Genomic DNA, 12,767 nt, shown 5'->3' with positions numbered 1-12,767 from the left:
CGATCAAACTATATGAGGAAGAAGGATATGTATGAAACTTGAAAAGAACAATCGGTATTTTACGGTTTCCCTCTATGCTTTTCTGGTCATCGTGGCAAGTATTCTGTTTTTCCTTTTTCTGTTTAACATCAGCTATTTTCTGGGACTTTTGTCCAAGTTGATCGGCATCCTGCTTCCCTTTATTTATGGCTTTTCCATCGCGTACCTGCTCAACCCTCTGATGAAGTGGCTGGAAAACAAAGGGATCAAGAGGGTGTTCAAAGACAAACTGCGACCTAAATATCAGCGAATGCTCTCCATTCTTCTCACCTTTGTGGTCTTTTTTGCCGTGCTCGCCCTGCTGTTCTTCACCATTATCCCTGAGGTGGCAAACAGTATTTCCAACCTGACCCACAACATCTCCTCTTACGCGGCGCAGCTGGAGGACTTTGCCCAGAATACTTTGGTGGGGCTGCTGGGAGATGAGGAGGCGGCGACGGAATTGGTTCAAAATCTGGGCAGCATGATTGGCTCCGCAGAAGGAATTCTGGCTAAAGTTTATGAAGTTGTAACCGATGCCTTGCCCCATGTAGTAGGCTATACCATCCAGATTACCTCCGGCATTGTCCGGGCGGCCATCGGCTTTATTATCTCTGTTTATGTCCTTTATCATAAGGAGCGCTTTTTTGCCCAGGCAAAAAAGGCCATGTACGCGCTGATGAAAAAGGAACGGGTGGACTCCCTCATCCGCTTGGGACATAAGTCCAACGCCACTTTTAGCGGCTTTATTGCCGGGCAGATTCTGGATGCGCTGATCGTGGGCATTCTCTGTTTTGTTTTTATGAGTATCTTCCGTTTTCCCTATCCCATGCTCATCAGTGTCCTAGTGGCGGTGACCAACGTAATCCCCTATTTTGGTCCCTTTATTGGAGCTATTCCCAGCATTCTATTGGTGCTGATGATTAATCCTGTCCAAGCGTTTTGGTTTGCGATATTCATCCTGGCCCTACAGCAGTTTGACGGCAATGTCCTTTGTCCCAAGATTCTGGGCCAATCCATTGGGATTTCCGCCTTCTGGGTTATTTTTGCCCTGCTGTTGGCCGGCGGTATTTTCGGCTTTTTAGGGATGTTCATCGGCGTTCCCATCTTCGCCATCATCTACACCCTGGTACGCAGCTTTATTGAAGAACGGCTCACCAAAAAGAACCTTTCCACCGATACCCACGATTATGCCAGTGATGAAAATCCCATTCGGTTTTAGTATTGGGTTTGGGAGGTTCCACCCTTTCGAGGCTAGATATCCTCATGAAGGGACAATAAAAGCCGGCTTGCGATAAGTTTACGCAAAAACTCCGTGTCAATGGTTTTGCCATCGACACGGAGTTTTTTATGTTACGAAAGGCAAAAGACAGATGAAATCACAAAATCGGCTTATCCTGATCTACTGAAGTTTCACATCTTCGGGCGGCCATGCTTCATGCCGCTATGAGAAAACTGTTGGCGCCGGACTGACTGACGGCTGCCAGCCGAGAATAGATGATAAAATGAAGAAAGGAGTATACGGATTTTACATTAATCAATTGGGAGGATGATTAAATGGAAGAACAATTGAGCGATTACATGCGGTATCTGGAATGCGAGGAAAGGAGCCTGACGACGAGAAAGCAGTATCGAAGGGATATCATAAGCTTTTTTGCCTATCTGGGGAACCAGCAGATAACAAAGGAGATGGTGATTCAATATAAGAAAAAGCTACAGGAGGAATATAAACCGGTGAGTGTTAATGCGAAACTGGCGGCCCTCAATGGTTTCTTTTCTTTCATCGGAAATCCTCAGTTACGGGTCAAACAGCTGAAAATTCAAAAAAAGCCGTTTTGCTCCAGGGAAAAAGAACTGAGCAAAGCGGAGTACATACGTCTGGTGACAGCGGCGGAAAAGGAAGGGGATGAAAGGCTGGCGCTGATACTTCAAACAATCTGCAGCACCGGCATACGCGTATCGGAACTGCAGTTTATTACTGCGGAGACGGTAGCGTCTGGTGAAGCTGCCATCTGCCTCAAGGGGAAAAACCGTACCATTTTGATTGCAGGGAAACTGCGCAAAGCGCTGAAATGCTATTTGCGCCGCCGCGGAATTACCGCAGGTCCGGTGTTTATCACGCGGTCGGGCCGGCCCATGGATCGGTCGCATATCTGGAAAATGATGAAAGCCCTCTGTCAAAGAGCGGGGGTGCGGGAAGAAAAGGTCTTTCCCCATAATCTGAGGCATTTATTTGCCAGATGTTTTTACTCCATTGATAAAGATATTGCCCAGCTTGCGGATGTTCTGGGCCATTCCAGCATTAATACAACCCGGATTTATATTGCTTCCTCCGATTACGAACATCGGAAGAGAATTGACGCGCTGAATTTGGTCATATAAATTTTAACAAATATTAATGCCACATAATTCGCATTATGTGGCATTAATAGAACTAGAGAATTCCATTTACTAGCAATATATCAAAGTTCACGAAATCTGTCAACGCATTAGAATAGTTTTTTATATAAATCAGCGTATAAGAAAAGACTCTTCTCATAAAGTTTATAGAAAAGTCTGAAATCGTTCTATGTAGGTTTATTTCATATTTTATTGCAGTATTGCCCTTTTTCCCTCGTTAGTGATAAATTCATCATTAATTCGACATAATGCGAATTATGTGGATTCAATGTAAATAAAATAGGGACCTCATGAAAGTGAGAAAATGTGTTTAGCACCAAGAATAACTTACAAAATCGGACTTGCATTGCTGACAAATAAAGATGAGCTACTTTATAAAATGCTCGGGGAGAAGAAAACTATTGCATAAGTGTAAAGCACACGGCAGGTGTTTGGTCATATACTTTTTAGTATGGCCATAGGAATGAAAAGGAGGTGCGGTGAGATTATGACGGAAGATCAGCTGCATCGGCTCAGCCGAAAAGACCTTTTAGAGATGATGATTGCCCAGGAAAAAGAGATGGAAACCTTGAAAAAAGAATTGGACGAGGCAAGAAAAGCTTTGAAAAATAGGGAAATTGCCATTGACGAGGCCGGCTCTATTGCAGTTGCCGCCCTGCAAATTAACGGTATCTTTGAGGCGGCGCAGGCTGCCAGCCAGCAGTATATTGAAAACATTCAGAAGCTCAACGACAGGCAATCTGCTCTCTGCGCTGAGCGGGATGCGGACAGCAAGATAAGGTCTGAAAGACTGCTGAAAGAGACGGCGGAAAAGTGTCTTGCTATGGAAGCGGAAACCCGTCGAAAATGCCAGTCTGCTGAAGCGGAAAGCAGAGAGAAATGCGAGGCCATGGAAGCGGAAGCAAAAGAAAGGTCAGAAGCCTATTGGAAGGAAGTTGCCCAGCGCCTACAGTCTTTTTATGAAACCCATCAAGAACTGAAAAAACTGCTGAATTTTACAGCTGATACATAAATGGAGTACGGGTATGAAACGGAAACCAAATATGGTACCCCCTACAATACAACAGCTGGAAGCGGAACTGCAACGGGAGTCCTACCGGATGCGATATAAAAGGATGCTGCGCAGTACCGTTGCTATCCTGGTCGTTGTAGCAGCAGCTGCGGTGTTAGTGGCTACCTTTTTTCTCCCCATCTTCAGGATCTATGGCTCTTCCATGACACCAACATTGCGCAATGGGGATGTTGTTGCATCGCTTAGAGAAGATTCCTATGAGCGGGGGGACGTCATAGCATTTTACTATAACAATAAAATTTTGGTAAAACGGGTGGTCGGTCTGCCGGGAGAATGGATTGACATCAGTGACGACGGCAGCGTGTACATCGATGGAATACTTCTGGAGGAACCTTATCTGACAGAAAAGGTATTAGGTGAATGCAATATTGAGCTTCCCTATCAGGTGCCGGATGGACGGTATTTTGTTATGGGAGATCACCGCAGCGTCTCCAGCGACTCGAGAAATGTTGCGGTGGGGTGTGTTGCAGAAGAACAGATCGTAGGAAAATTAGTCTTTCGAATCTGGCCCTTCAGCCAACTGGGAACCATAGAATAATTTCGTGAAAGGGGGCGCGTCCATGGAATTCCATGATCAAGAGAAGAAGAATTATCCGCATAAGTATCGGGAAAATATTCATCGGCATTGGAAAAAGCTTGTCATCATTTTGGCAGCCTTGGTTGCCGTTGCAACGGCATCCCTGCTGATTCTGCCCGCCATTACCATGGAGCGGGGGGAAGAAACGCTCTATTGCCAGCAAAGCCTCCATGTCCATACAGAGGACTGCTATGATGCAAACGGAGACATCATTTGCGGATATGCGGATTTTGTAGTTCACACCCATGACAGCACCTGCTACAGCGATAGCGGCATGTTAATCTGTCCTTTGGAGGAAATTCAGGTACATGCTCATGACGAATCCTGCTATAGGGAGGTTCCTGTGCTGATTTGCGGCACGGAAGAAACAGAAGGGCATATCCATACAGACGCTTGCTATGAGAGCCAGGCAGAGACTACTTTGACTTGCCCCTTGGAAGAGAGAGAGGGACATACCCACGGAGCGGACTGTTACCAACAAGAGGATTGGATACTGGTTTGCGGCCTGGAAGAGTCGGAAAACCATACCCATACAGACGACTGCTATGAACACCAGGCAGGAGGGGATTTACTCTGTCCTTTGGAAGAAACAGAGGGACATACTCATAATGCATCCTGTTATCAACAAGGGGAGCCTGTATTGATCTGCGGCACGGAAGAGACAGAAGGCCATACCCATACAGACGCTTGCTATGAATATCATAAGGAGTTGGCTTGCGGCCAGGAGGAGATCCTTCTCCACACCCATGACGCCAGCTGCTTTGACGCAGACGGCCATTGGATTTGCGGAAAAATGCAGGTTCTGGAGCATATCCATGACCAAAGCTGTTTTCCCGTTGAAGATACCGCAACCGACATACCACAGGATGCGGACAGCTGGGCTACCGTCGATAAGCCCGGCTATAAAGCCAGAAGCGGACGGCTTGCCGCTACCCCCAACTCTGCGCAGACCGGCACAGACTTTGGACCATATATTACCCAGGTGGTTGTGTCCAAGGAGGTTGATGGGCAATGGGTGCCGGCCACAGAATTTACAAACGGTGATTCGGCCAAGGTGAACATCAGCTATTCTATTCCGGAAGGCATTGTGGGGCCGGATTCTAGAGTGATCTATTATCAGCTGCCAAGCGGTATCGGGCTGGATGAAGATGCCACTGGTCCCGCTACCATTGGCGATGAAGTTGTTGGAACCTATATCATCCATCAAAATGGGCTGATCGAGATTACCTTTGATACCCAATTTGCCGATGGTAAGCCGTTCACAGGAAAGCTGGAATTTCAGGGTACGGTGACGCTTACAGGAGGACAGGGGGAGGATGAGATTTTCTTTGGCGGGGATGGCGGATCAATTACAGTTGTGCCAAAGGAAGAAGAGACCGATCTTACCATTACAAAAATCGGCTACTATGATAAGGAGTTGAAGAAACTTGGCTATGCCATTGAAGTTTCCGCCCAGAATGGCTCGGATGGCCCTATAACCATCACCGATGCCCTTTTGCATCACCCTGATGATGGAATTGTGAATTATGATACGGACAGCATCCATATCATGAAGAAAGACGCCGCCGGGGCGCTAACGGAAATAACAGGGTTTGTTCCCGTTTTCCAACAGCAGACAGCTGGGGCGGCGGCTTCCTTCATCCTTACAGAGCTTCCCGCCCTTCAGGCTGGTGAAGCCTATATTCTCTATTATACTGCCACGCCTGATTTGGATAACAGCCGGGGGGAGGGAAATGGATACCTGGAATTTTCCAATAAGGCGACGGCTCAGGACAGCACCAATGACGCCGAGGCACAGATAAGCACAAAAGTCTCCCTATCTATGATAGCTAAAGAAGGAACTTACGATGCCCTGACCCGGAAAGTGAAATGGACCATCCTCATCAACGAAGATGGGCGGGACATCGGCGGTTACCAATTGGAGGATACTCTGACTTATACCGACAGCCAGGGCCAGACACATCAGCTGGGATTACCGGAATCTGTCACTTTGACCCGGCTTGAAGGCTGGAATCCAGCGGAGGAAAGCGTGATTTCCATCCCCTATACCTTCCCCGCTGGTACAAACTCCCGGTATATGGTGACCTATGAAACAGATCTGCCGGCTGGGGTACAGCCAGGGGAAAATATCACTTTCCATAACTGGGCCGGATTTGGCGAGTATGAGACGGAGGTAGATGTTGGTGTTACAATACCCGAACCGCTGGACTATAATGTGCAAAAGGGATTCTGGGGTTCCGCAGGGGATAACGGCGAATTATCATGGGGATCCCTGATTACATATCCTGCTGAAGGCGGGGATCTTTCCAACCTAATGTATGTGGACAGGATTGTTGAGGTGATGCAGGAAGATGGGACCTTCCTGGCCGACAGCCACTATACCACCCTTCGGCTTCTATACGATTCCCTTTATGTGAGCACCACCGATGGAACGCCACTTGTTTATGGCACCGATTTTGAGGTGTATGCGGTTGCGAAATCCAGCACGCCGGCCATTGAACAGATTGCATCCGCCGATTTTTGGCAGATCATCAACAATCTTCCATGGCAAACGATCACCAGTTTCGGGGAGGATGAGCCACTCACCCTGTTTGGAATTGCATTCAGTGAAAGCGCCTTGGAAAAAATTACAGGCCAGTCCATCATCATCGGTTACCACACCCAGGTGGCTCTGGATAAGATACCAAATGGTGTTGCTCTGCGAGCGGGAAATTATGCTAGGATACCGGATCATGAGGCATATGCATATGGTCAAGATGTCGTGGAGGAGCAGCTCAACAAACAGGTTAGCGCTACCGGGGTAGTGGAGGGGAGCAAAGATACCCATTCCTTTACCGATGATCCGTTGACCATTGACTATAGCCAGACAGATAGCCTGCTCCATTACCGGCTGCTGCTGCACCGTGTCAAATCGGTTCCCGATGCCGTCACTGTTACAGATACTCTTCCCAAGGGCACACAGCTGGTGGATGGCTCGGTAAAGCTCCGGCTGCATTCCGGCGAAAACCGAGATGACGATTATTGGGATGTGGAGGGGCAGGATTACTATCTATCGGTTGTGACCCAGGAACAGGACGATGGCACGACAACCGTAACCTTTACCATCACCCACCACCATGAGATGCCTGACGACGGGATCCTCGCGATCTATTACGACGTTTCCGTTGCCGGTGATCCTGCGTGGGAAGAGGGGGATACCCAGGTCTATGAAAACCATGCCCAGTGGGGCGACACAACAGATTCTACGACAACGACGGTCAAGCGGGTTACTCCCAATCTGGTAAAAACAGGGGAACAGCTGGTGCAGTATGATGAAGAGGGAAATCCCTCCTATTCTGACACGGTGCGTTATTACATTACCGTGAACACCCAGGGGGATGACCTAAACCCATATGCAGATACCCTCACTCTGGAGGATACCATGAGCACCCCAGCGGGGAGCGGGGCGGCATTACTGCCAGAGAGTGTAAAACTCTACCACTATCAGGCGGACGGGGAGGAAAATCATTACTGCGGCGAGTTAATCGATGGGACGCAGTATACAGTCAGTTACAATAGCGAGACCCATACCATTACGTTTACCCTACCGGATGCAACCCCCTGTGTCCTGGTCTATGACTATTCCATTGATCGAGGGACCGCGGCCGGAAATATTCAGATATCCAACAAGGTAACCCTCAGCGGCCGGTCAGAATCTTCCTCGGAAGCCGGCATCATCATGCAGGAGCAGTCATCATCCGCTACGGTCAACAAGGCCACAGTGACCATCTATAAACATGACAGCAAGAATGTAACCGCACTCCTGCCCGGGGCCGCATTTAAATTGGAGCGGTATGAATACAAAGACGGAAGCTATCAGTGGAATCAGACCTCTGTCACAGCAGTCGGTGGAAGCGGAGAGTTTATTACCGGTGACAGCGGTATGATCGTCCTGAACTTCTTGGAGGAGGAATCCCTTTACAATACCCTATACAGGCTGACAGAGCTGTCTGCGCCGGAGGGCTACCTGCCCAGTGACGAGCCTCAATACTTTGTATGGATGGAGCAGGGCGCTAATGAGGAACAGACGGTTGAAAAAATGCGGGGAAATGGGGCGTTAGACGGTATTTCTCCCGATGATATAGTCTTTATTCCTTTTTCTACCTCCGGAACCCTCTATGTGCCCAACGAACTAGATCAGTTGACGGTGACAAAGAAATGGCAGAATGAAAACGGGGAACCAATGGAAAATCCGCCGTCGGATAGCGTCAAGGTCACCCTTTACCAGTGGGATGCAGATGATCGCCAATCTGTTTATGCGCAGGTGGAACTGAAGGAAGAAAATGGGTGGTCTTATACCTGGAAAAATCTGCCCAGAGCGGATGACAATGGAGGGGAATACCGTTACACGGTGGAGGAGGAGCCTGTCGCCGGCTTTGACGCCACCTATTCAGAGAATAATGCTGACGGCATACAGACCGGCGTGATTGAGATTATCAATACAAAGGGGGAAGGCTATGTCCTACCCGAAACCGGCGGAATAGGCACCTATTTTTATACTGTGGGAGGATTGCTGCTGGTTGGCATATGCTGTGCGGGATGTGTCTATCTGCGCCGCAGGTACCGGAAGGGGGATGCCTCCTCAACATAGAACTGAGCAGACATCATGATTTGACAGAAAGAGGAAAGGGGCAACTTTGATGAAACCGACCAAGAAGCTGACAGCCATACTGCTGTCTTTGATGATGGCCTTGATGCTGGTGATACCGGCCTTCGCCGCCGGCGGCAACTATTCCATTACCATTGAAAATGAAGCGCAGGGCCATACCTATGAGGCATATCAAATTTTTTCCGGAGATCTGTCCAGCGACAGCGTCCTCTCCAACATCCAATGGGGAGATAGCGTCAACGGGGCGGCGCTGCTGGCAGCCTTGCAGACAGCGGATGCCGAGAAATACGGCAGCTGTGATTCGGCGGCCAAGGTGGCAGAAGCCCTGGGTGGCGGAGATGGGACGGAGGCGACAGCCGCGGATGCCGAAGCGTTCGCAAAGGTGGCGGAAGATTACCTCACCACGCCCAAAGGCAGTGCCGATACGCCAACAGGCGGCAATTACGTGATTTCCGGCCTACCTGCTGGATATTACCTTGTAAAAGATAAGGATAACAGCTTGGAAGGCAACCATGACGCCTATACCAATTACATTGTCCAGGTTGTGGAAAATGTTACCATGGCACCAAAGTCCGGAACGACCACCTCGGAAAAGAAGGTCAAGGACATCAATGATTCCCAAGGTCTTACCTACACAGACTGGCAGGACTCTGCCGACTATGACATAGGAGACCGGATTCCTTTCCAGCTGAAAGCCACCCTACCGGCAAATTATAGCACCTACAGCCAATATGCGCTGACCTTCCACGACACCGAGAGCGCGGGACTCTCCTTCCAAAGTGACAATGTAAAAGTATACATCGATGGCAAGTTGGTAGATGGGGGAAATTACACGGTTGTCACCGAAGGCCTAGGCGGCGGATTTACATTCGAGGTCAGGTTTGAGGACCTGAAGAAAATTACCGCTGCCGACGGGGTGCAGGCCGGCAACAACAGCGTGGTTACGGTGGAGTATGAGTCGGTGCTCAATGAAGGCGCCGTCATCGGTGGCGCCGGCAATCCCAATACAATGCATATTACCTACTCCAATAACCCCAACGGTGAGGGCAAAGGCAAAACCCCGGATGATACGGTCATCGTCTTTACCTATAAGGTCATTGTCGACAAGGTAAACCAGGAGAGGGAAGAATTGCCCGGCGCTGAGTTTACCTTGGAAAAGAAGATCGTAAATGGACAGGGGGAATCATGGGAGACCGTGGAGGTATTGGGGACAGACGGCAGTCTGACCACCTTTACCTTTGCCGGCTTGGACGATGGGGACTACCGGCTGTCCGAAACAAAAACGCCGGTGGGATACAATACCATTGAGCCCATTGAATTTACTGTGACGGCCCAACATGACATGACCTTGACCTCCCTTTCCGGCAATACTGTCACCGGGGAGATCGTCATGACGGCCAATTTGACCGAGGGCTCTCTGTCCGCGACCGTCGTCAACAACAAAGGAGCACAGCTGCCGGAAACCGGTGGCATGGGCACCACCCTTTTCTATGTGCTGGGCGGCGTGCTGGTCGTCGGTGCAGGAGTGCTGTTGGTTGTAAAAAGACGTGTGGGAACAGAAAATAAAGAAGAATAAAGATCTTTGAGACGCCGTCTGCTGCCGGGAAGCGCTCCTTCCCGGCAGCGCAGCGGTAAGGAGAGCCCTGTATGAAGAATGGAAGAGCCAAGAAAAACAAAAGATATTCCCTGCTCCTTCTTCTCGCCCTTCTTGTAGGGCTGTCCTTGCTGCTGTATCCGACCATCAGCAACTGTTGGAACAGCTTTCACCAGTCGAAGACGATTGCCACCTATGTGGAGGCTGTGGAGGAGATGGATGACAGCGACTATGAAGGTATGTGGAGAGAGGCGCAGGCCTATAATACCGCGTTGCCACGAGATCAGGGGCGCTTTCAACTGAGCGAAGAAGAAAAACAGGTCTATGAGGGATTGCTGCGCGTCTCCGATGATGGGATTATGGGCTATGTGGAGATCCCCAGCATCAATGTGGAGTTACCTATTTATCATGGGACGGATGAAGAGATATTGCAGATTGCTGTGGGGCATATCCAAGGTTCCTCATTACCGGTGGGCGGGCCCGGCACCCATTGTGTGATTTCGGGGCACAGAGGCCTTCCCTCCGCCAAACTGTTTACCGACCTAGACCAGCTGACAAAAGGGGACATTTTTATCCTTCATGTGCTGGATGAAACCCTGACCTATGAGGTGGATCAAATTCACATTGTTGAGCCGGATGATGTGTCCCTCCTCAGCATGGAAGAGGGAGAGGACCTATGCACATTGGTTACATGCACGCCCTATGGCGTCAACTCCCACCGGCTTCTGGTTCGGGGGCATCGTGTCGAAAATCAGCAAGACGCATTGACCACCTCCATAACGTCGGAGGCAGTACAGATTGATCCCATGCTGGTAGCCCCGATCGTGGCAGCCCCTATCCTGCTGATTTTTCTGCTGTGGGTCTTTTTCCGTCCCCGTTGGAAAGCACATTGAGCAATAGAGAGGTGAGAAATGGATGAAAGCTAACACATTCCGTCGACGTGTAACGGCGATTCTGTGCTCTCTGCTGGTAGGGCTCTCCTGGGCGGTTACAACTGTTTTTGCCGTTGACAATGGCGACATAGAGCAAAATGCATCCTTGACGGTGTATTTTGGAGAGAACGGGGAAGGTTTCGCGGATGTAGAATTTTCCATCTACCGGGTAGCTGAGATATCACAGGACGGCAGCTATACATTGACCGGCGACTTTAAAAACTATCCGGTCAACCTGGAGAACCTGACCAGCTCCGGATGGCGGGCGCTGGCCCAAACCCTAGACGCCTATGCCGCTCGGGACCATCTGCAGCCTTTGCAGGTCAAAAAGACCGGCCAGGATGGGCAGGTCGTATTTTCCGGGCTTTCAACTGGCTTGTATTTGGTCAAGGGAGAGCAATATGAGGAAGAAGGGAATATCTACACGCCGGAGGCGATGCTTGTATCCCTTCCCGCGCTTTCGGAAGACGGCGGCTGGAGCTACCACCAAAAGGTGTCCTGCAAATTTGACAGCACCGAAACTTCATCTGAGTTTGTCCAACGGAAGGTATGCAAGGTTTGGGAGGACAATGGGAATCAAGAAAGCCGGCCAAAGGAAATTTTGGTGCAGCTTTTGGAAAACGGCAGGGTAGTGGACACCGTAGTCCTAAACGAGGAGAACCACTGGCAGTATACATGGGAGAATTTAAAGGGCAGTTCCAAATGGCAGGTGGCGGAGGCCAAGACACCGGAGGGATATACCGTGTCTGTGGCCCAGGAAGGGAGTACCTTTATTATGACCAATACCTGTCCATCGGACACACCGTCGCGCCTCCCACAAACGGGCATGCTGTGGTGGCCTGTACCGCTGCTTGCCTGTGCCGGCCTGCTATTTGTGGTCATGGGATATATTCTAAGACGCAGACATGGAGAATCGGATGGAAGGTAAAAGAAAAAAGGGTGGAACTTGTCTGATCCTAGGAGGGCTGTTGTTGCTGGCGGCAGCCCTTTTTTTGACCGGCTATAACCTGTTGGATGAACACAGGGCCGGAACGGACGCGGAACACGCGCTTGAGGAGCTGTTGGTCCGGACACCGGAGACGAACCCCTCTGCAGAAGAGGGTGCGATAAATAGGAGCGTGATGGCCGCCACCGAGATTGAAGGGGAGGACTATATTGGTATTCTGGAAATACCTTCTCTGGAAATTGTCCTGCCGGTGATGGCGGAATGGAGCGATTCCAATCTGAAAATTGCCCCTTGCCGCTACCATGGTTCGGCCTATTCAGGGGACTTGGTCATCGCCGGCCACAATTACCGCACCCATTTCGGCGCCCTTGGCAGTCTAACTGCCGGCGCCCAGATCGTCTTTACCGATATAGGCGGAAACCGCTTTCTCTACGAGGTGGCAGAAATTGAAGTGCTTGGCGCTACCGATGTAGAAGGGCTGTTAAGCGGTGGGTGGGATTTAACCCTTTTTACCTGCAACTATGACGGCCGTGCTCGGGTGACTGTACGGTGCATCAGAGCTGATTGACAGGATCCGCTT

9 protein-coding genes are annotated in these 12,767 nt (G+C 49.9%); all 9 read left to right on the top strand.

Annotation, left to right across the window (positions count from 1 at the left end):
- The first annotated feature begins 31 nt into the window (after positions 1–31).
- The 9 genes from WGC32_RS01045 to WGC32_RS01005 all read left to right on the top strand — a co-directional run bounded on the left by WGC32_RS01045 (position 32) and on the right by WGC32_RS01005 (position 12,755).
- A complete protein-coding gene (locus tag WGC32_RS01045; protein WP_191509604.1) occupies positions 32–1,240 on the top strand; it encodes an AI-2E family transporter in 1,209 nt (402 codons plus the stop codon).
- A 335-nt stretch (positions 1,241–1,575) separates the two neighbouring features.
- A complete protein-coding gene (locus WGC32_RS01040; protein WP_342680389.1) occupies positions 1,576–2,400 on the top strand; it encodes a tyrosine-type recombinase/integrase in 825 nt (274 codons plus the stop codon).
- 505 nt (positions 2,401–2,905) lie between these two features.
- Positions 2,906–3,430, top strand: coding sequence for a hypothetical protein (locus WGC32_RS01035; RefSeq protein WP_191509606.1), 525 nt, complete (start codon positions 2,906–2,908; stop codon positions 3,428–3,430).
- A gap of 13 nt (positions 3,431–3,443) precedes the next feature.
- Positions 3,444–4,028: a signal peptidase I gene (gene lepB / locus WGC32_RS01030; protein ID WP_191481613.1), complete on the top strand. Its 585-nt coding sequence runs from the start codon at positions 3,444–3,446 to the stop codon at positions 4,026–4,028.
- A 22-nt stretch (positions 4,029–4,050) separates the two neighbouring features.
- Positions 4,051–8,697, top strand: coding sequence for a Cna B-type domain-containing protein (locus tag WGC32_RS01025; RefSeq protein ID WP_342680388.1), 4,647 nt, complete (start codon positions 4,051–4,053; stop codon positions 8,695–8,697).
- Between the two features lie 49 nt (positions 8,698–8,746).
- On the top strand, positions 8,747–10,291 hold the full coding sequence (locus WGC32_RS01020) for a SpaH/EbpB family LPXTG-anchored major pilin (RefSeq protein ID WP_342680387.1): 1,545 nt from the start codon (positions 8,747–8,749) through the stop codon (positions 10,289–10,291).
- A gap of 71 nt (positions 10,292–10,362) precedes the next feature.
- Positions 10,363–11,202 (top strand): class C sortase, encoded by an 840-nt coding sequence (locus WGC32_RS01015; RefSeq protein ID WP_342680386.1) that lies wholly within the window; start codon positions 10,363–10,365, stop codon positions 11,200–11,202.
- 22 nt (positions 11,203–11,224) lie between these two features.
- Complete coding sequence (locus WGC32_RS01010; RefSeq protein ID WP_342680385.1) at positions 11,225–12,169, top strand: Cna B-type domain-containing protein; 945 nt, start codon at positions 11,225–11,227, stop codon at positions 12,167–12,169.
- A complete protein-coding gene (locus tag WGC32_RS01005) occupies positions 12,159–12,755 on the top strand; it encodes a sortase (RefSeq protein ID WP_342680384.1) in 597 nt (198 codons plus the stop codon). Before WGC32_RS01010 ends, WGC32_RS01005 begins: the two co-directional genes overlap by 11 nt.
- Positions 12,756–12,767: the final 12 nt, after the last annotated feature.

Source organism: Zongyangia acetica (assembly GCF_038739695.1).
Lineage (GTDB): Bacteria > Bacillota > Clostridia > Oscillospirales > Ruminococcaceae > Zongyangia > Zongyangia gallinarum.
The sequence above is the reverse complement of the archived record's forward strand: the minus strand, read 5'-3'. Positions and strand labels throughout refer to the sequence as shown.

Bases quoted from the DNA above. Each gene is read 5' to 3' on its own strand.
- WGC32_RS01045 (WP_191509604.1), top strand. From the start codon at position 32: ATGAAACTTGAAAAGAACAATCGGTATTTTACGGTTTCCCTCTATGCT.
- WGC32_RS01040 (WP_342680389.1), top strand. From the start codon at position 1,576: ATGGAAGAACAATTGAGCGATTACATGCGGTATCTGGAATGCGAGGAA.
- WGC32_RS01035 (WP_191509606.1), top strand. From the start codon at position 2,906: ATGACGGAAGATCAGCTGCATCGGCTCAGCCGAAAAGACCTTTTAGAG.
- lepB (WP_191481613.1), top strand. From the start codon at position 3,444: ATGAAACGGAAACCAAATATGGTACCCCCTACAATACAACAGCTGGAA.
- WGC32_RS01025 (WP_342680388.1), top strand. From the start codon at position 4,051: ATGGAATTCCATGATCAAGAGAAGAAGAATTATCCGCATAAGTATCGG.
- WGC32_RS01020 (WP_342680387.1), top strand. From the start codon at position 8,747: ATGAAACCGACCAAGAAGCTGACAGCCATACTGCTGTCTTTGATGATG.
- WGC32_RS01015 (WP_342680386.1), top strand. From the start codon at position 10,363: ATGAAGAATGGAAGAGCCAAGAAAAACAAAAGATATTCCCTGCTCCTT.
- WGC32_RS01010 (WP_342680385.1), top strand. From the start codon at position 11,225: ATGAAAGCTAACACATTCCGTCGACGTGTAACGGCGATTCTGTGCTCT.
- WGC32_RS01005 (WP_342680384.1), top strand. From the start codon at position 12,159: ATGGAAGGTAAAAGAAAAAAGGGTGGAACTTGTCTGATCCTAGGAGGG.